Raw genomic sequence first — 18,833 nt, 5'->3', positions numbered from 1 at the left:
ACACCCCGAACGCCGGTCACTGGCTTCGGGGTGTTTTGTTTTGCGGGGCCGTCTGCGCATCGGCCTCAGGCATTACTCAGGCATCGGCGTCGCTGGTCTCAGGCCCTCCCGCTCCTTCGACCGTCTTGCCGTTCAGCCCTTCCAGGAAGCGGATCACCGTCTCGGCCTCACGCGTACGCGTGAACGGCGGCAGGCTCTGCCAGATCTGGCGACCGTAGGGTTTTTCCACCAGCCGTGTATCGCAGATCATCAGCACGCCGCGATCGGACTCCGACCGGATCAGGCGTCCAGCGCCCTGCTTCAGCGTGATGACCGCATGCGGCAACTGATGCACGGCAAACGGACTCAAACCCTTCTTCTGCAGCACCTCCATGCGCGCCGCGAGGACGGGATCATCGGGCGGCGCGAATGGCAGCTTGTCGATGATGACCAGTGAGAGCGCTTCGCCGCGCACGTCCACGCCTTCCCAGAAACTCTGGCTGCCCACCAATACGGCATTGCCGAGTTGGCGGAAGCGGTCCAGCAGTTCCGTGCGGCTCGCCTGGCCCTGGACGAGCAGCGGCAGATTCAGACCCTTCTCGGCAAACAGGTCGTAAAGCATGTCCGACGCCTTCTGCACCGCGCGCAGCGTGGTGCAGAGCAGGAACGTGCGACCTCCGGCCGCCTCGATCAGCGGCAGCGCCTTCTCCACGACGGCTTCCGTAAACTGCGGGGAATTCGGCGCCGGCATCTCGCGCGGCACGTAGAGCAGGCCCTGCTTCGCGTAGTCGAAGGGGCTAGGCAACGTCAACGAGCGGTCCTTGTCGAGTCCGAGCTGCGCGGCGTAGTGCGTGAAATTGCCCTTGACCGATAGCGTGGCCGACGTGAATACCCATGCGCGCGGATGCCCGGCGCGCTGGCGCGAGAAGATCGGCGCAATCGAAAGCGGTGTGCGATGCAGTTGCACCGTGTGCGAGAACACCTCTACCCAACGCACGGTTTCCGGGCCCAGTGACATCGGCTCGGGCGCTGCAGCCGTCTCGGCACCATCCGCACCTTCTTCCGCCACGGCGGGTGTCGGGGTGACACTCACGCGGTCATCGCGCCATGCCGCCAGTCGCTGCGCCAGTTCCACGGCGCGGCGATGGCACTGCTCAAGCGTTTCGGCACGCTCGGCCTGCGACTCCAGCGCCTCGACAAAATCGGACAAGGCAGTGTCCAGCGCATCGAGCGTTTCATTGAAGGGTTCGCGCATGCGTGGATCGGCCTCGATCTGACCCAGCGCCAGCCGCATGTTCTCCTTGCTGAACGCCAGCCGCAGGTCGCGCGCGGCGCGTTCGAGCGGCGCACCCAGGGCCACCCAGTCCACGGCATCGCGTGCATGGGACAGCCCTTCGGCCACGGTATCGCGCGCCAGTTCAAGCAACTGGCTCGTGGACAGCGTCTCGCCGAAGAACAGCGTGGCCGTTTCCGGCAACTGGTGGGCTTCGTCGAAGATCACGGTATTGGCGGCGGGCAGCAGCTCGGCCATGCCGGTATCGCGCAGCACCACATCGGCAAAGAACAGGTGGTGGTTGACCACCACCACGTCCGCCTGCTGGGCCTCCTTGCGCGCCCGCATCACAAAGCATTCCTTGTACTGCGGGCATTCGCTGCCCAGGCAGTTGTCGCGCGTGGACGTGACCATTTGCCAGACGGGCGCGTTTTCGGGCACGGCAGCCAGTTCGGCCTTGTCACCGGTCGCGGTGGTCTTGGCGAACTTCGCGATGTCGCGCAACCATGCCGCATCCTGCTTGGATGCCAACCGGCCATTGGCCTGCGCGCGCTCCAGGTGGTAGTGGCACAGGTAGTTGGCACGGCCCTTGAGCAGCGCGATCGATATCGGCACGTTCAGTGCATGACGCACCGTCGGGATATCGCGCAGATAAAGCTGGTCTTGCAGGTTCTTTGTGCCCGTGGACAGGATGACCTTGCCGCCCCACAGCATCGCCGGTACGAGGTAGGCAAAGGTCTTGCCGGTGCCGGTGCCGGCTTCGACGATGACCGTATCGTTCTGCGAAATGGCATCCGCCACCGCCTCGGCCATCTTCTGCTGCGAGGCCCGTGGACGATAGCCGGGAATGGCCGTCGCCAGCGTGCCGGTCTCCGCGAACATCGTCGACAGTTGCGACTTCTGCAAGGCCACCTGGCTGGCAGAAGCCACCGCTACCGCTTCGCCGATGGATTCGGGAGGCTCGGCGGGTTCGGGCGTGTCGGCGGCTGGATCACCGGGCAGGTCTGCGGCGTCGGAGAGGAGATCGGGCTGGGGCAAGATGTTTGGGTGGGGTTTTCTTTTGGGCGGGCTCGCCTGATGCGAACGGGCCGGGCACTGCTACCGGGGTCAGGCCGGTACGTCCGGTTCCACGTGCAGTTGCAGCAGCGTGATGGCGTCCTTGAGCTTGAGCCGGCGCTTCTTGAGCCGACGCAACTGCAGTTCGTCATGCGCGGGATCGGATGACAGTCGGTCGATCAGGAAATCCAGATCGCGGTGTTCGATCTGTAATTCAATGATCTGCCGTTCCAGGGTGTTCAGATGTTCATCCATGATGCCTTCCTGCTGCACTGCGGCGGCGGATGCCACCGCAAAGGGCGCGCCGAATCAGAAGCCGAACGGACTCGGACTCTTCCCGCTGCCCTGCCCTTCCTTCTGCTTTTCCTCGGCCTTGGCCCGGCGTTCATCCAGATCCTTCTGGCGCTGCACCGCGTCCTGCTGCTTCTGCTCGTAGGCCTTGACGTTTTCTTGTCGCTGACGCGCCTGCTCGGCCCCCTTCTGACGGGCTTCCTCGATGCGGGCGTCGCGCTCGCCCTGCTTCTGCTGGTACGCCGCCGCGTTGGCAGCGCGCTCAGGCGCCTGCGCATTGGCCTGCGCATCGCGCGCCGCCTGCTCCTGCTGCTTGCGGTCGAACGCGTCGCGGCTGGCCTGTTCGTTGGCCGCGCGGCCCGGCTGGCCCGCTTCGTACTCGGCGCGGCGGATAGCCTGGTTGCGGTCGCGCTGGGCGGCCCGGAAGGCCCGCTCGGCATCGCCCACCTCAAGATCCTTGGCGCGCAGCACCTGTAACTCCGCGCGCTGCTGATCCTTGGCCTTGTCGATGCAGTTGTTGGTCAGGAACTTGCTGTAGCACTCGCGCTCGGCCACCGCAAAACGGTACTTGGCCCATGCGCGCGAATCGTCGATGGCGCGGCGCTCGGCCTGGAAGTCGCGCGGCGTGCCCGGATCGGCCGGAATAGCCGGATTGGCAGCCGCCGCGGATGGGGCCGACGCCTGCGCCTGCGCAGCATGCGGCGCGACGGCCAGCAGTGCGGCCAGAGCGAAGGCGGAAACAGTAAGGGAAAGCGGGAGAGCCATGACGGCCGCTTGGGGCTTGACGATCATGGCGCGATTCTAGCATCCGGGGCCACATCGGGCCCCCGCGCGAAGCGTTACGAAGTGAGCCCGGGACCATGGCCGCGCGCATCGTGCCGAATTGCGGGTGTAAAAGGTGTCTCTCCGTCACCGGAACGGTCCTGCGCTTGTGGCACAATGCCCCGCTTTCGACTGACCGTTTTCTCGATGTCCAAGCTGCCTGCTGCCGTCCTGCAAAAGATTGTGTCGCTGATCGCGGCCGAACTATCCGTGCAACCCCGCCAGGTGGCGGCTGCCATCGACCTGTTGGACGAAGGCGCCACGGTCCCCTTTATCGCCCGCTACCGCAAGGAAGTCACAGGAAACCTGGACGACACCCATCTGCGGAATCTCGAAGAGCGCCTGCTCTACCTGCGCGATATGGAAGACCGCCGCGCCACGATCCTGGCCTCCATCGAGGAACAGGGCAAGATGACCGATGCACTGCGCACGGCCATCGAAGCTGCCGAGACCAAGCAGACGCTCGAAGACCTCTACCTCCCCTACAAGCCCAAGCGCCGCACGCGTGCGCAGATCGCCCGCGAATGCGGTCTGGAGCCACTGGCGCAAGCGCTGCTGGCCGATCCCACGCTCGACCCGCAAGCCGAAGCCGCCAAGTTCGTCAACGGCAACCCGACCGCCGATGGTGGCGTGCCCGACGTGAAGGCTGCGCTCGATGGCGCGCGCGACATCCTCTCCGAACAATTTGGCGAAACCGCCGAATTGCTCGGTAAACTGCGCGAGCACCTCTGGAACAACGGCGTAGTGGCCTCGTCCGTCATGGAAGGCAAGGAAACCGCCGAGGAAGAGAAGTTCCGCGATTACTACCAGTACAGCGAGACCATTCGCACCGTGCCGTCGCACCGTGCACTGGCCCTGTTCCGCGGACGCAATGCGGGCGTGCTGCTGATCAAGCTCGGCCTGGGCGAGGAACAGGACGCGATGGTGCCGCATCCGTGCGAAGGCATGATCGCGCGCCATGTCGGCATCGAGAACCGTAACCGTCCGGCGGACAAGTGGCTGGCCGATGTGTGCCGCTGGTGCTGGCGCGTGAAGGTGCAGCCGCACATCGAGACCGAACTGCTGACGCAACTGCGCGAGACCGCTGAAGCCGAGGCCATCAAGGTTTTCGGTCGCAACCTGCACGAACTGCTGCTGGCCGCACCGGCGGGTCCGAAGTCTGTGATGGGTATCGATCCGGGCATCCGCACCGGCTGCAAGATCGCCGTGGTCGATCACACCGGCAAGCTGCTGGAAACAGCTACGATCTATCCGCACGAGCCGCGCCGCGACTGGAATGGCTCGCTGGCTGTGATGGCTCGCCTTGCCAAGCAGCACAACGTGGCACTGTGCTCGATCGGCAACGGCACCGCCAGCCGCGAAACCGACAAGCTTGTGCAGGACCTGATGAAGAACCTGCCCGATCTTAAGCTGACCAAGATCGTGGTCAGCGAGGCTGGTGCCTCGGTGTACTCCGCATCGGAACTGGCTGCCAAGGAGTTCCCGGAACTGGACGTGTCGCTACGTGGCGCGGTGTCGATCGCCCGCCGCCTGCAGGACCCGCTGGCGGAACTGGTCAAGATCGATCCGAAGTCGATTGGCGTGGGCCAGTATCAGCACGATGTGAACCAGCGCGAATTGGCCCGCGCGCTCGACGCCGTGGTGGAAGACTGCGTGAATGCGGTGGGCGTGGACGTGAATACGGCCTCGGCGCCGCTGCTGGCGCGGGTATCGGGACTGAATTCGGTGCTGGCGCGCAACATCGTCGATTTCCGCGATGCCAACGGCGCCTTCGCGAATCGCGATGCGCTGAAGAACGTGCCACGCCTGGGCGACAAGACGTTCGAACAGGCCGCTGGCTTCCTGCGCATCAACACCGGCGACAATCCGCTGGACCGCTCGTCGGTTCACCCGGAAGCCTATCCGGTGGTGCAGAAGATTCTGGAACACATCAAGAAGGGCTTGTCCGACGTGATGGGTAACCGCGACGCACTGCGCGGCGTATCCGCCCAGCAGTTTGCCGATGACAAGTTCGGCCTGCCCACCGTGCGCGACATCCTGACAGAACTCGAAAAGCCGGGCCGCGACCCGCGCCCCGAGTTCAAGACCGCGACCTTCCAGGAAGGCGTGGAAGACGTGAAGGACCTGCAGCCGGGCATGATCCTGGAAGGCGTGGTCACCAACGTGGCCGCCTTCGGCGCGTTCGTCGATATCGGCGTACACCAGGACGGGCTGGTCCACATCTCGGCGCTGTCGACGAAGTTCGTCAAGGATGCGCATGAAGTGGTCAAGGCCGGCCAGATCGTCAAGGTCAAGGTGATGGAAGTGGACGTCAAGCGCAACCGGATCGGCCTGACCATGCGCCTGGACGACGAACCGGGCCAGACGGCTGCGCGCGTTGGCGGTGGTGGCGATCGCGGCAATGATCGCGGCCAGCGTAGCGGCGGTGGCAATCGCAATGCTGGCGGCGGTCAGCGTCAACCGGAAACGCAAGGTGCGATGGCGGCTGCGTTTGCGAAGTTGAAGCGGTAAGCGATTCGCATCCCACTGGTGTGCTCCCCTCTCCCGCGTTGCGGGAGAGGGGCTGGGGGAGAGGGCAAGCAGTGAAAATTTCCGCTTGGTCGGCAAGCAGAGCCTCCGGCCCTCTCCCCTAACCCCTCTCCCGCGCGCGGGAGAGGGGAACAGTCCTCAGAAAATAAAAACGCCTCGCAGCTGCGAGGCGTTTTTTATTGCATCACGTACCTCAAATCTCCACCTTGGTCCCCAACTCCACCACCCGGTTGGTCGGGATCGAGAAGAAGTCCGAGGGCTTGGCGCCGTTCTGATGCATCCAGGCGAACAGGCTCTCGCGCCACATCGACATACCCGGCAGCTTGGATGGGATCACCGATTCCCGGGCGATGAAGAACGAGGTCTCCATCAGTTCGAACTGCATGTTGAGCTTGCGCTGCGCAAGGTCCAGCACGCGTTGCACGTCGGGGGTTTCCTTGAAGCCATATTCGGAATTCAGGATGAACACGCCGCCGCCGAGATCCTTGCAGCTCAGGCGCTGGTCATCGTCGACATAGGGAATGTCGCGCGTTACGAAGCACAGGAACACCACGCGCTCATGCAGCACGCGATTGTGCTTCAGGTTGTGCAGCAGCGACACCGGCACCGATTCGGTATTGCCCGTCAGGAACACGGCGGTGCCCTCCACCCGATGCGGCGGGTGGGCCAGCAGGCCGGCGATGAACGGTTCGAGCGGAATGCCATCCTCGAGGCTGCGGGCGCGCAGCAGCTTGCGGCCGTTGTGCCAGGTCATCAGCAGGAAGAACGCCGTGGAGCCCATCAGCAGTGGGAACCAGCCGCCCTCTGCCACCTTGAGCAGGTTGGCCGAGAAGAACGACAGGTCGACGATCAGGAATACTGCGCCGAGTGCCACCACCAGCACGCGGTTCCACTTCCAGAACCGGCGCATCACGATGACGGCCAGGAACGTGGTAATCAGCATCGTCGTGGTCACGGCAATGCCGTATGCCGCAGCCAGATTCTCGGACTTCTTGAACGACAGCACCACGCAGATCACCAGCACCAGCAGCGCCCAGTTGATCACCGGCAGATAGATCTGGCCGATCTCCGCCGCCGACGTGTACTGGATACGCATGCGAGGCAGGAATCCAAGCTGGATGGCCTGGCTCGTCAGCGAGAACGCGCCGGAAATCACTGCCTGCGACGCGATGACGGTGGCCGCCGTGGCCAGCAGCACCATCGGCAGTTGCAGCAGGTCAGGCACCATCAGGAAAAACGGATTGGCGATGGCCGCGGGGTTGCCCAGCAGCATGGCGCCCTGGCCGAAATAGTTCAGCATCAGGCACGGCATCACCATCACGAACCAGCCGTAACGGATCGGCCGGGCACCGAAGTGGCCCATGTCGATATAGAGCGCCTCGGCCCCGGTCAGCACCAGGAACACGCTGCCCAGCACGATGAACGCCTGCAGCGAATGATCCAGGAGGAACGAAATCCCGTACCACGGGTTGATCGCCTTGAGGATCTCGGGCGATTGCATCAGGTTGTACACACCCAGCGCACCAAGCGCCAGGAACCACGCCACCATGATCGGGCCAAAGAACTTGCCCACGGCGGCCGTGCCGTGGCGCTGGATGAAGAACAGCACGCACAGGATGGACAGGGTGATCGGGATCACGAAGTGCGACAGCCCCGGTGCGGCGATCTCCAGGCCCTCCACGGCCGACAGCACCGAGATAGCCGGCGTGATGACCGCGTCGCCATAGAACATGCAGGCGCCGAAGATGGCCGACATCATGATGATCTTGGCCATACGCGAACGGGGGGCCGCCGTGCGCAGCGCCAGCGCCATGAGCGCCAACACCCCGCCTTCGCCGTTGTTGTCGGCGCGCATCACGAACAGCACGTACTTGATGGACACCACGACGATCATTGCCCAGAACAGCAGCGAGATGATGCCGAGCACGGCTTCGGGACTGAACGGAATGCCGTGGTCCTTGCTGAAGCATTCCTTGAGGGCGTAGAGCGGGCTAGTGCCGATGTCGCCGAAGACGACGCCGATCGCGCCGATCATCAGGGCACGCGTGCTCGGACTTTCGACGAAGTAGTGACTGGTTGTGGACTGGGTGGTCATGGATTTGGGTCAGGTGGACCGGCTCGCGGCCTCCGCACGCCAAAGTGACTTGGCGGGCACAGTTTCTCTCTCGCAAGCGGTTCCGGTCCCCGATGGGGCGTGTTGGCCTTCTCAGTTTCTATTGCGTTGCACAAACGCGCGCATTCTAGAGGAAGTGCCGTAGGACGACCACTGTTGTAATTCCCAGCACAGCCGCACGATCGATCAAGGATGGGAAAGAAGGCTCGCCGGGTCAAGCTCGGCACGCGCTCGAACCGTGGGACATCACACCGTGCCGCCGTTGCGAGAGCACGACAGACATGGATCAAGCTCCACTTTTAGTAATGTGATGGTTTCAAACGCCCGTCTTCGCGATGTCAGACGCCAAGGTATCGATCCAGCGCAGCCGGCGCAGCGGCCAACTCGGCGGCTGGGCCCGCCATGGCGACGAGCCCTTTCTCCAGCACCACCACGCGCTCGGCATGGGCCAGGACGGCCCGATAGTTGCGATCCACAACGATCGATGCAATCCCGGTGGCACGCACCGTGGCAATCACGTTCCAGATCTCGTGGACGATCTTCGGTGCCAGGCCCTCGGTGGCCTCGTCGAGGATCAGGCAATCCGGGTTCGTCATCAGCGCGCGACCAATCGACAACATCTGCTGTTCGCCGCCGGATAGCTGCTGCCCGCCGTGCGAGAGGCGCTCCTTGAGCCGGGGGAACAGGTCGAGCACGCGCGACTCGTCCCAGTCGCGGCGCCCGTTGCAGCCCGGTCGCGCCGCCATCAGCAGGTTCTCGCGCACGCTCAGGTTCGGAAAAATTCCGCGCCCTTCCGGCACATAGGCCACGCCGAGCCGAGCTACCTCATGCGGCCGGGCACGCGACATATCGCGTCCGGCCACCCGGATCGCGCCCTCGCGCTCGCGGACGTGGCCGAGGATGGTGCGCAGCAGTGTGCTTTTGCCCATCCCGTTACGACCCAGCAGGCCCACGGTCTCGCCAGCCCCAACGCGGAAGTCGACGCCGCGCAGCACGTGGCTGGAGCCATACCAGGCGTTGACGCCAGCAATGTCGATGATGTCTGCGGCGCTCATACCGATTCTTCCTCGCCGAGATAAGCCAGTTGCACCTCGCGATTGGCACGGATCGAAGCCGGATCACCCGATGCGATCACGCTGCCGTTGACCATCACCGTGATGCGGTCCGCTACCGCGAACACGGCTTCCATATCGTGCTCGACCAGCAGGATCGCGTGCCCATCGCGCAGGCCGCGCAGGAGATCGAGCATGCGGGCCGATTCCTCGGCACCCATGCCGGCCAGCGGCTCGTCGAGCAGCAACGCCACGGGCTCCGTCGCCAGGCACATCGCCACTTCGAGTTGACGCTTCTGCCCGTGGGCGAGTTCGCTGGCCACGCGATCGGCGTGCTGCACCAGCCCGGCGCGCTCCAGCGCATCGTCGGCCAGGCTGCGGCTGGTACGGCAACCCTGCGCCGGCTCCCAGATCCGCCATGCCCGCTGCGCGCGAGATTGCGCAGCGAGCCTGCAGTTCTCGCGCACGGTCAGCGGCAGGAAGATGTTGTTGCGCTGGTAGCTGCGCCCCACCCCTTGCCGGGCCAGCTTCGGCTGCGGCCAGCCGGTGACATCCTGTCCCTGCAGGTCGAGGCGGCCTTCGCTGGGCGGCAGTTCTCCCGACATCAGGTTGATCAGCGTCGACTTGCCCGCGCCATTGGTGCCGATCACCGCGTGGATCTCGTGCAGGTGAAGCGACAGATCCACCTGGTTCACCGCCGTCAGGCCACCGAAGCGGCGCGTCACCGCATGCGCCTGCATCACTGGTGCGGCGCGATTCGTATTCGAATCCGTGTTCATACGGCCTCCCGGCTGCGTGCAGCGGATTCCGGCGCTTCGCCCTGCTGGCGTTGGCGACGCGGCGAGCGATGGCGCAGCACAGTGGGCACGCTGACCAGTCCGCGTGGCAGCAACGCTACGGCGGCGATGATGAAACCGCCCATCAGCAGTTGCCAGTGTTTGGTCAGCGCGCCGAACCATTCGGCCAGCAGCACGAACGAGAACGCGCCCAGCACCGCGCCGGCCAGGCTGCCCACGCCGCCCAGGATCACCATCAGCATCGCATTGCCCGACTGGTGCCACGAGGCGATCTCCGGATTCACGAAACCGAACTGGATGGCGTAGAGGAAGCCCGCCACACCCGCCAGCATCCCGCCCGCCACGAAGGCGCCGAGCTGGTAGCGATACGTGGCGTATCCCGCTGCGCGCATGCGCTGCTCGTTGTGACGAATGCCAACCAGTGCATGGCCGAACCGCGACCGCAGCAGCAGCGCGAGCACGGCAACTGTCAGCACCAGCGCCGCCAGCACGAGCCAGTAGAACTGCACGGGCTCGTTGACGGTCATCGGCTGCTCGGAGAACAGCCCGAACTCCGGGCGGAAGTAGATATAGGTGCCGTCGCTGCCGCCCGCGATCTTGGTGTCGTGGAACACGAAATACACCATCTGCGCGAAGGCCAGCGTGACCATGATGAAATAGATGCCCCGCGTGCGCAGCACCAGCGCACCCACCACGAGGGCCAGCAGTCCCGACGCGCCCACCGCCCCGAGCAGCAGCAGCCAGCCGTTGCCTGCCCCGCCCTGGGGCGCGAGCATGGCCGTGGCATAGGCGGCCATCGCAAAGTACGCCGCATGACCCAGGCTGACCAGCCCTGTGTATCCGATCAGTAGTTGCAGCGACAACGCGAAGATCGCCATGATCATCACCTTGCTGAGCAGCTCGACGTAGTACTTGTGGCTATCCGCAGTCAGCAGCAGCGGCGCGGCGCAGAGTAACGCTAGCGCGATGACCCAGCCAGCGGCAGCCAGCCATGCGGGACGGCGGACTTCGAGCGGCGGCGGGGTTTCGGTGTTGGTTTGCATTTGAATCCAGCTCGGTTACGCGCTCCCCTCTCCCGCCTGGCGGGAGAGGGGTCGGGGGAGAGGGCCAGCGCCTCGTTCCAGACGAATTGCAATTTGCACCGCCTACCCTCTCACCCTGCCCCTCTCCCGCGTAGCGGGAGAGGGGAGCAAACAATCGGTCATCCTTCGTTCTACCCCGCCTTGAACAACCCCTGCGGCTTCCAGATCAGGATCACCGCCATCAGCAGATACACCAGAACCCCTGCGGCGTCCTGCCAGAAGACCTTGCCAAAGGTATCGACGAAGCCGATCAGCAGCGATGCCACAAGCGCGCCCTTGACCGAGCCGATGCCGCCGATGACCACCACCACGAAGCAGATGATCAGCACCTGCCCGCCCATGCCCGGATAGACCGACGACACAGGCGCCGCAATCATCCCCGCCAGTACGGCCAGCGCCACACCCAGGGCGAACACGAAGCGATACAGCACATTCACATTGACGCCGAGCGACTGCACCATCTCGCGGTTCGAGGCGCCGGCGCGGATCATCATCCCCACGCGGGTGCGGCGAATCACGTAGTACATGGCACCGGCCACCAGCAGGCAGACCGCCGAGATGAAGAGCCGGTAGACCGGATACGTCATGTCGTTGCCGATGGGCAGCGACCCGGCCAGCAGCTCTGGCACGGACACGCCGTGCACATCGTCGCCCACCAGGATGCTTCGCAACTCCTCGAAGACCAGGATCAGGCCATAGGTCATCAGCACCTGCTGCAGGTGGTCGCGGTGGTACAGGTAGCTGAAGAAGGCCCATTCAAGCACGTAGCCGAATGCCACCGCCAGCACGATGCCGAGCGGCAACGCAATGAACAGGTTGCCGGTCAGGCTGGCCAGCGTGAATGCCAGGTAGGCGCCCAGCATGTAGAAGCTGCCATGGGCGAGGTTGATCACGCCCATGATGCCGAAGATCAGGGTCAGCCCGCTGGCCACCAGGAACAGCAGCAAACCGTACTGCACGCTGTTCAGGCATTGAATCAGAAACGAAACGAGGTCCATGCGGGCTTACCGTTGCACCAAAGTCACCAAAGTCACGAAAGACAAAGCAGGAACGATCACAGGCGGCAGCCGCGCGCCGGATCGGCCAGCGCCTTCACCGCCACGGTGCTGACCTTGTTCTCGCGACCATCTACCTTGCGCAAGTAGAAGTCCTGCACCGGGTTATGCGCCTTCGACAACGTGAACGCACCGCGCGGGCTATCCACCTTGGCCGCTTCCATGGCCTTGATGACTTCGGGCTTGCGCGTCATGTCCCCCTTCACCGCGTTGGCGCCAGCCGCCAGCAACTGCGCGGCGTCGAAGCCCTGCACCGCGTAGACATCGGGCTGCAGCTTGTATTGCTTGGCGTAGTCCAGGCGGAAGGCCTTGTCGCGCGGATTGGTCAGGCCATCGGCGTAATGCAGCGTGGTCTCCAGCCCCTGTGCCGCCGCGCCCTGCGCCTCCAGCGTGCCGTCGGTCAGGAAGCCCGAGCCGTACAGCGGAATCTTGTCCTTGAGGCCCGCAGCCTGCCAGTCTTTGACGAACTTGACTGCGCCACCGCCAGCGAAGAATACGAACACGGCGTCAGGCTTCAGCGATGCCACCTCGGTAATCAGCGCCTGGAACTCGACGTTCGGGAACGGTACGCTCAGTTCCTTGACGACCTTGCCGCCCTTGGCTTCGAACGCCTCCTTGAAGCCCTTGACCGACTGCTCGCCCGCCGCGTACTTCCACGTCAGCGTGACCACCTTCTTCATGCCACGCTCGGCCACCACGTGGCCCATTGCGTAGCCGGGCTGCCAGTTCGAGAACGACGAGCGGAAGATGTTCGGGCCGCACAACGGGCCAGTGGCCTCGTCTGCACCGGCATTGGGAATGATCAGCAGCGTGTTGTTTTCCTTGGCGACCTTGACGATGCCCATCTGCACGCCGGAATGCACCGTGCCCACCACCACATCGACCTGATCGCGCTTGATCAGCTTGGTGGCGTTTTCCGGGGCTTTGGCCGGGTCCGATTCATCGTCGACCTTGAAGTACTCCACATCGCGCCCGCCGAGCTTGCCGCCCTGCTGCTGCACATACATCCGGAAACCGTTCTCGATGGCCGTGCCGAGCGCCGCGTAGGTGCCCGTGTAGGGCAGCATGAAACCCACCTTGATCTTGGCGCCCGATGCGGGTGCAGCCGGCGCAGCGGTCTGGGCGACGGCGCCCGTACCGGCCGCGAGCAGCGCCGCGGTGCCGAGCCAAAGGGACAAACGACGAACGCGGGGCGGCCTGCGCGATGCATTGCGATGCATGAAATCTCCTCCTGGTGGTCTGAAGCCCGAGGCACGCCTTGCAGCCCGGAGCGTTGAAACCCGGGAACCGAGAAGCCGGCGGCGCCAATTATTTTAGGATTGAAGTATGTGTGTTTATAAACGCCACGGTGGCCGCCGTCAATGCACCGGTCTGGTCGCGGTGCGGCGAGTGCCCACAGCGCGCGAGTTTAAGCAGCACGGTTTGCGGGGCAAATTGATGGATACCCTCGATCTGCGCCATCGTGCCGTACTCGTCGTCCTCGCCCTGCACGGCCAGCACCGGGCAACGAATACCGTCGAGCAGCGGACGCAGGTCGAAGCGACGAAACGCCGGATCGAGCCAGATATCGTTCCAGCCCCAGAACGCCGAGTCCACATCGTTGTGGTGGCGTGCCAGCCGCGCGCGCAGGTCGGTGGTCAGGTAGGTGTGGCGTGTGGCGGCAATGCTGCGCACGGACAGATCCTCCACCTCGATATGCGGCGCCAGCACCGTGATGCCGTCCACTGCATCGGGGAAGCTGGCCGCGTGGATCAGCGCGATAGACCCGCCATCACTGTGACCAAGCAGCCAGGGCTTGCCATGGCGACGCCCCGGGCCGATGTCGAGCGCCTCGAACAGTGCGGGCAATGCCTCGCGCGCCTGGCGATGCATGAAGTCGACGCCCCACTTTTCGTCGTGTGGCCGGGGCGTGGAACCGCCATAGCCATACCGCGAGAACACCAGTCCACGAAAATCCCCAGCCTCGCACAGCTTGTGCGGGAAGTCGCGCCACATGGCCACGGAGCCCAGCCCCTCATGCAGGAACACCACCAGCGGACGCCGCGCGCGCTCGGGCCGCAGCCACTGGTATTCAATCTCGATCTGCCGCCCGTCAAACGGAATGCGCACCGCTTCACTGCTCATGTCATCACCCTGCCTCGCTGCCCTTCACTTCACGCCGCGCCTCACGCCACCCGTGCTGCGTCCTCACGCTGGCGCAGGCGGAACCGTTGGATCTTGCCAGTGGCCGTCTTCGGCAACTCGGCCACGCATTCGATCTGGCGCGGATACTTGTACGGCGCCAGCTTCGTCTTGACGAACGCCTGCAACTCGCCCGCCATGCCGTCGTGCCATTGCTGTCCGGGGCGCAGTACCACGAATGCCTTTGGTTTGACCAGTTCATCGGCATCGGTCACGCCAATCACGGCGGCTTCCAGCACGGCCGGATGCTGGGCCAGCGCCGCCTCTACCTCGAACGGCGATACGTAGATGCCGCCCACCTTGAGCATGTCGTCGCTGCGGCCCGCGTACGTGTAATAGCCATCCGCATCGCAGACATACTTGTCTCCGCTGCGCGTCCAGGCGCCCTGGAACGTATCGCGGCTCTTGTCACGATTGCACCAGTACATCAGCGCCGCCGATGGCCCCTTGATATAGAGATCGCCGATCTCACCCGCTGCGCAGGGCTGCCCCTGTTCGTCGAGCAACTTCAGCTCGTAGCCGGGCACAGGCTTGCCCGTGGTGCCGTAGCGTACCTCGCCCGGACGGTTCGACAGGAAGATGTGCAGCATCTCCGTGGAGCCGATGCCATCGAGGATGTCGCAGCCGAAATGCGCCAGAAAGCGGTCACCAATGTCGCGCGGCAGCGCCTCGCCGGCCGATGTGCAGACGCGCAGCGCTACGCTGGCCCGCTCGGGCAGGTCTGCGCTGGCAAGCATGCCGGCGAACAAGGTCGGCACCCCGCAGAACACCGTGGGACGATGCGCGGTCAGCCGCTGGAATACCGCTTGCGGCGTGGGCCGCTCGGCCATCAGCACGGTCGTGGCGCCCACCGACATCGGAAAGGTCAGTGCATTGCCCAGTCCGTAGGCAAAGAACAGCTTGGCCGCCGAGAACACCACGTCGTCCTCGCGAATGCCGAGCACCTGGCGTGCGTAGAGATCGGCGGTATGAAAGAGGTTGCCGTGGGTATGCACTGTGCCTTTCGGCCGCCCTGTGGAGCCCGACGAGTAGAGCCAGAACGCGATATCGTCCGGGCCCGTCGCCACGGCCTGTTCGAGAGGCGCGGCGGTGTCCGCCAAGTTCCCCACGGTGGGCAATCCCTCGCCCGGGTCGGTGTGGGGAGCGGCCGCGATGATCTCTGGCGACAGCGCTGCCTTGTCCATGGCGTTGCGCATCATGGGCAGCAGGGGAGCGGACACCACCACGGCGCGCGCGCCGCTGTGCTCCAGCATGTACGCGTAGTCGTCCACGGTAAGCAGTGTGTTGACTGCCACCGGCACCACGCCAGCCAGCAGGCAGCCAAGAAATGCAGTGGGAAAATCGATGGTGTCGAGCGCGCATAACAGCACGCGCTCCTCACGACGAAAACCTGCCTGACGCAGCGCCCCCGCAAAACGCCGGCTGCGCGCATCGAGTTCGGCATAGGTGAGCGCGCCCGCATCATCGATATATGCGGGCTTGCCGCCACGGCCGGCGCGAAGATTGCGCGAGAGCAAGTCGTCGGCGGCGTTGTAGCGCGCAGGAAGCGCCGTCACCGGGGTCGCCTCGGCGGCACTGGAAGTTGGGGGCATGTCTCACTCCTCTGGCCAACCGGGTCATCGAAAGTCCAAATGCGGCCCGTGTGGCTGTCAGCAGTTTGTCTTCTTGTCCGGTCCGCGCATCCGCCGGAGGTTATGCGATGCATTTTATTTCATATCGACTATTATGCAAGCGAGGGTATGCACTATATAACCGAGGGTAGCCGCCGTATAATGCGCGCGCCCCGCTTCACCGCATTACCGAAACGTCTCACACATTTCTTCTGACCGAACCCAGCATGCGCCGAGATCCCGAATCGCTCCTGACGCCAGGCACCAGCGCCGAACCTCGCGCCACGGGCGAGCGCGACCCCTATCTCACGCACCTGGGCGAGCGCATCCGCTCGCTACGCGCGGCGCGCGGCATGTCGCGCAAGGACTTGGCGCGCGGCGCCGATGTCTCGGAACGTTATCTCGCCAATCTGGAGACCGGCACCGGCAATGCGTCGGTGCTGCTGCTGCGCCAGGTGGCCAGCGCACTCGACGTACCCCTGCCCGTGGTACTGGCAGAGGTGGACGGCCATATCGATGGTGCGGGCCAGTCCGGCCATCGCGCCGCCGAGTTCTCCCAACTGGTGCAATGGCTCGCCCAACTGCCAGCCGGCGATCTGGCGCGCGTTCGCGACGCCGCCCGCCACGCGCTTGCCCCGGCGGAATCACGCGATGCACGGCATCGACGCATCGCGCTGATTGGCCTGCGCGGCGCCGGAAAGTCCACGCTGGGGCGCGCACTGGCCGCGGCCGAGGGGATGCCGTTCGTCGAACTCAATGCAGTGATCGAGCGTGAAGCCGGCGCCAGCCTGTCTGAAATCCACTCGCTGTACGGCCAGGCGGCCTATCGTCGCTATGAAAGCCGCGCACTAGATCGCGTGCTGCGCGAGCACGACACCATGGTGCTGGCCGCGCCGGGCAGCCTTGTCTCGGAACCGGCCACATTTAACCTGCTGCTGGCCCGGTGCTTCACGGTTTGGGTACGGACCTCGCCCGAGGAACACATGGCGCGTGTGGTGGCCCAGGGCGACATGCGCCCCATGGAAGGCAACCGCGAGGCCATGGCCGACCTGCGCCGCATCCTGCAGGCCCGCACGCCGCTCTACTCGCGTGCCGACGTATCGCTCGATACCAGCGGTCAGGACGCTTCCACCTCCCTCAAGGCGCTGCAGGCCATGCTGGTACCGGCGCCGCATTGACGCCCTTCGACCCGAGCGGGAAAAGGTAGGGTTCCGGCGGCCTTGCAACGCGCCTGACAGTGCACTATATTTCATGCCAAACGATACGGCACTATAGTGCACCGAAGGAGACATCCCCATGCCGACGGACCTCAACGTCGCCGAACCCGCGCCCTCGCCTGTCACGTTCGAGCGCGATCCTGCGCACTACCTCCACTGGAAGCTCGCGTTTGACGGCCCGGTCGCCACATTGGCGATGGGCGTTGATGAGGAAGGTGGGCTGCGTCCCGGCTACACGCTGAAACTCAATTCCTACGATCTCGGGGTGGACATCGAACTGCACGACGCGCTGCAACGCATCCGCTTCGAGCATCCGGAAGTCCGCACTGTGGTCATCACCAGCGCCCGTGACCGCATCTTCTGCTCGGGCGCCAATATCTTCATGCTTGGGAAATCCAGCCACGCGTGGAAGGTGAACTTCTGCAAGTTCACCAACGAAACACGCAATGGCATCGAGGACGCGAGCCGCCACTCCGGCCTGAAGTTCATCGCCGCCTGCAACGGCACCACGGCTGGTGGCGGCTATGAGTTGGCGCTGGCCTGCGACGAGATCGTGCTCGTGGACGACCGCTCGTCAGCCGTCAGCCTGCCCGAGGTTCCCCTGCTCGCCGTACTGCCCGGCACCGGCGGTCTCACCCGCGTGACGGACAAGCGCCGCGTCCGCCGCGACCACGCCGACATCTTTTGCCTGACCACCGAGGGCGTGCGCGGCCAGCGGGCTCGCGACTGGCGGCTGGTGGACGAGGTGGTCAAGCCAGCGCGATTTGCCGAGCACGTGCGCGAACGTGCGCAGGCACTGGCTGCCCAGAGCGATCGGCCCTCGGACGCTGCTGGCATCACGTTGACGCCGCTCGCACGCAAGGTCGAGGACAACGGCTATCGCTATGACACCGTACACGTCGATGTCGATCCCGACACGCGCCGCGCCACCATCACGGTTGCGGCACCTGCATCGGACCAACCGACCGATCTGCCCGGCCTGCTCGCCGCTGGCGCCCAGTGGTGGCCGCTCAAGATGGCGCGCGAACTCGACGACGCCATCCTCACACTGCGCACGAACCATCTCGACATCGGCATGTGGATTCTGAAGACCGAGGGCGATGCCGCGCAAGTACTGGCCGCCGATGCACTGATGGATGCCCACGCCAGCCACTGGTTCGTGCGCGAGACCATCGGCATGTTGCGCCGTACGCTGGCGCGGCTCGACGTGTCGTCGCGCAGCCTGTTCGCACTTGTCGAGCCGGGCTCGTGCTTTGCCGGGACGCTGCTGGAATTGGCGCTCGCAGCGGATCGCACCTACATGCTGCTGTTGCCCGACGCTCAAGATGAGACGCCCTGCCTCCACGTTCACTCGGCAAACTTCAGCCGATATCCGATGCCGAATGGCCTCACGCGGCTCGCAGCGCGCTTCTACGAGGATGCATCCGACATCGCCGCTGTGCGCGAAGCGGTGGGACAACCACTCGACGCCGATCAAGCCGAGCAATTGGGACTCGTCACGGCAGCGCTCGACGACATCGACTGGGACGATGAAATTCGCATCGCGCTCGAAGAACGCGCAAGCCTCTCGCCCGATGCATTGACCGGGCTGGAAGCCAACCTCCGCTTTGGCGGCAAGGAGACGATGGAAACCCGTATCTTCGGCCGCCTGACCGCGTGGCAGAACTGGATTTTCAATCGCCCCAATGCCGTGGGCGAACAGGGCGCGCTCAAGGTTTTCGGCACGGGCAACAAGCCGCGCTTCGACTGGGACCGGGTCTGACCCCTCCCCTGCCA

14 protein-coding genes are annotated in these 18,833 nt (G+C 64.7%); 3 read left to right on the top strand and 11 right to left on the bottom strand.

What is annotated here, in order from left to right:
* Positions 1-76: 76 nt before the first annotated feature.
* The 3 genes from ABDB81_RS09190 to ABDB81_RS09180 form a co-directional block, all read right to left on the bottom strand.
* Positions 77-2,200 (bottom strand): ATP-dependent DNA helicase, encoded by a 2,124-nt coding sequence (locus ABDB81_RS09190; protein WP_249359231.1) that lies wholly within the window; start codon positions 2,198-2,200, stop codon positions 77-79.
* 159 nt (positions 2,201-2,359) lie between these two features.
* Positions 2,360-2,563 (bottom strand): DUF465 domain-containing protein, encoded by a 204-nt coding sequence (locus ABDB81_RS09185; RefSeq protein ID WP_137924430.1) that lies wholly within the window; start codon positions 2,561-2,563, stop codon positions 2,360-2,362.
* A gap of 54 nt (positions 2,564-2,617) precedes the next feature.
* Positions 2,618-3,391 carry a hypothetical protein gene (locus ABDB81_RS09180; RefSeq protein ID WP_346810657.1) on the bottom strand — a complete coding sequence of 258 codons (774 nt, stop codon included), beginning with the start codon at positions 3,389-3,391 and terminating at the stop codon, positions 2,618-2,620.
* A gap of 177 nt (positions 3,392-3,568) precedes the next feature.
* Here ABDB81_RS09180 and ABDB81_RS09175 point away from each other — a divergent pair, with 177 nt between their 5' ends.
* A complete protein-coding gene (locus ABDB81_RS09175) occupies positions 3,569-5,932 on the top strand; it encodes a Tex family protein (protein WP_346810971.1) in 2,364 nt (787 codons plus the stop codon).
* Between the two features lie 211 nt (positions 5,933-6,143).
* Here the strand turns inward: ABDB81_RS09175 and ABDB81_RS09170 are convergent, their stop codons facing one another.
* The 8 genes from ABDB81_RS09170 to ABDB81_RS09135 all read right to left on the bottom strand — a co-directional run bounded on the left by ABDB81_RS09170 (position 6,144) and on the right by ABDB81_RS09135 (position 15,822).
* Positions 6,144-8,045, bottom strand: a complete 1,902-nt coding sequence (locus ABDB81_RS09170; protein ID WP_137924428.1) for a potassium transporter Kup — start codon at positions 8,043-8,045, stop codon at positions 6,144-6,146.
* A gap of 356 nt (positions 8,046-8,401) precedes the next feature.
* Complete coding sequence (locus ABDB81_RS09165; protein WP_137924427.1) at positions 8,402-9,118, bottom strand: ABC transporter ATP-binding protein; 717 nt, start codon at positions 9,116-9,118, stop codon at positions 8,402-8,404.
* A complete protein-coding gene (locus tag ABDB81_RS09160) occupies positions 9,115-9,894 on the bottom strand; it encodes an ABC transporter ATP-binding protein (RefSeq protein WP_137924426.1) in 780 nt (259 codons plus the stop codon). The genes ABDB81_RS09165 and ABDB81_RS09160 overlap by 4 nt, the downstream gene beginning before the upstream one ends.
* Positions 9,891-10,955, bottom strand: coding sequence for a branched-chain amino acid ABC transporter permease (locus ABDB81_RS09155; RefSeq protein ID WP_137924425.1), 1,065 nt, complete (start codon positions 10,953-10,955; stop codon positions 9,891-9,893). The genes ABDB81_RS09160 and ABDB81_RS09155 overlap by 4 nt, the downstream gene beginning before the upstream one ends.
* Positions 10,956-11,125: 170 nt before the next feature.
* On the bottom strand, positions 11,126-11,992 hold the full coding sequence (locus ABDB81_RS09150) for a branched-chain amino acid ABC transporter permease (protein WP_137924424.1): 867 nt from the start codon (positions 11,990-11,992) through the stop codon (positions 11,126-11,128).
* Positions 11,993-12,048: 56 nt separating this feature from the next.
* Positions 12,049-13,269, bottom strand: a complete 1,221-nt coding sequence (locus tag ABDB81_RS09145) for an ABC transporter substrate-binding protein (protein ID WP_160472111.1) — start codon at positions 13,267-13,269, stop codon at positions 12,049-12,051.
* An 88-nt stretch (positions 13,270-13,357) separates the two neighbouring features.
* Positions 13,358-14,173: an alpha/beta hydrolase gene (locus ABDB81_RS09140; RefSeq protein ID WP_137924422.1), complete on the bottom strand. Its 816-nt coding sequence runs from the start codon at positions 14,171-14,173 to the stop codon at positions 13,358-13,360.
* A 41-nt stretch (positions 14,174-14,214) separates the two neighbouring features.
* On the bottom strand, positions 14,215-15,822 hold the full coding sequence (locus ABDB81_RS09135) for a benzoate-CoA ligase family protein (protein WP_137924421.1): 1,608 nt from the start codon (positions 15,820-15,822) through the stop codon (positions 14,215-14,217).
* A gap of 245 nt (positions 15,823-16,067) precedes the next feature.
* Between ABDB81_RS09135 and ABDB81_RS09130 the strand changes: the two genes are divergently transcribed.
* Both ABDB81_RS09130 and boxC read left to right on the top strand, forming a co-directional pair.
* On the top strand, positions 16,068-17,018 hold the full coding sequence (locus ABDB81_RS09130; RefSeq protein ID WP_346810653.1) for a helix-turn-helix transcriptional regulator: 951 nt from the start codon (positions 16,068-16,070) through the stop codon (positions 17,016-17,018).
* 118 nt (positions 17,019-17,136) lie between these two features.
* Entirely contained in the window at positions 17,137-18,819 is a 1,683-nt protein-coding gene (boxC, locus tag ABDB81_RS09125; protein WP_346810651.1) for a 2,3-epoxybenzoyl-CoA dihydrolase, read from the top strand.
* Positions 18,820-18,833 lie beyond the last annotated feature (14 nt).

This window comes from Cupriavidus sp. DL-D2, from assembly GCF_039710735.1.
Taxonomy (GTDB): Bacteria; Pseudomonadota; Gammaproteobacteria; order Burkholderiales; family Burkholderiaceae; genus Cupriavidus.
Note: the sequence above shows the minus strand (reverse complement) of the source record. Positions and strands in the feature narration are given on the sequence as shown.

What these genes read in the sequence shown, in the direction of transcription:
- ABDB81_RS09185 (WP_137924430.1), bottom strand. Translation starts at nt 2,563, where the DNA reads ATGGATGAACATCTGAACACCCTGGAACGGCAGATCATTGAATTACAG.
- ABDB81_RS09180 (WP_346810657.1), bottom strand. Translation starts at nt 3,391, where the DNA reads ATGATCGTCAAGCCCCAAGCGGCCGTCATGGCTCTCCCGCTTTCCCTT.
- ABDB81_RS09175 (WP_346810971.1), top strand. Translation starts at nt 3,569, where the DNA reads ATGTCCAAGCTGCCTGCTGCCGTCCTGCAAAAGATTGTGTCGCTGATC.
- ABDB81_RS09170 (WP_137924428.1), bottom strand. Translation starts at nt 8,045, where the DNA reads ATGACCACCCAGTCCACAACCAGTCACTACTTCGTCGAAAGTCCGAGC.
- ABDB81_RS09165 (WP_137924427.1), bottom strand. Translation starts at nt 9,118, where the DNA reads ATGAGCGCCGCAGACATCATCGACATTGCTGGCGTCAACGCCTGGTAT.
- ABDB81_RS09160 (WP_137924426.1), bottom strand. Translation starts at nt 9,894, where the DNA reads ATGAACACGGATTCGAATACGAATCGCGCCGCACCAGTGATGCAGGCG.
- ABDB81_RS09155 (WP_137924425.1), bottom strand. Translation starts at nt 10,955, where the DNA reads ATGCAAACCAACACCGAAACCCCGCCGCCGCTCGAAGTCCGCCGTCCC.
- ABDB81_RS09150 (WP_137924424.1), bottom strand. Translation starts at nt 11,992, where the DNA reads ATGGACCTCGTTTCGTTTCTGATTCAATGCCTGAACAGCGTGCAGTAC.
- ABDB81_RS09145 (WP_160472111.1), bottom strand. Translation starts at nt 13,269, where the DNA reads ATGCATCGCAATGCATCGCGCAGGCCGCCCCGCGTTCGTCGTTTGTCC.
- ABDB81_RS09140 (WP_137924422.1), bottom strand. Translation starts at nt 14,173, where the DNA reads ATGAGCAGTGAAGCGGTGCGCATTCCGTTTGACGGGCGGCAGATCGAG.
- ABDB81_RS09135 (WP_137924421.1), bottom strand. Translation starts at nt 15,822, where the DNA reads ATGCCCCCAACTTCCAGTGCCGCCGAGGCGACCCCGGTGACGGCGCTT.
- ABDB81_RS09130 (WP_346810653.1), top strand. Translation starts at nt 16,068, where the DNA reads ATGCGCCGAGATCCCGAATCGCTCCTGACGCCAGGCACCAGCGCCGAA.
- boxC (WP_346810651.1), top strand. Translation starts at nt 17,137, where the DNA reads ATGCCGACGGACCTCAACGTCGCCGAACCCGCGCCCTCGCCTGTCACG.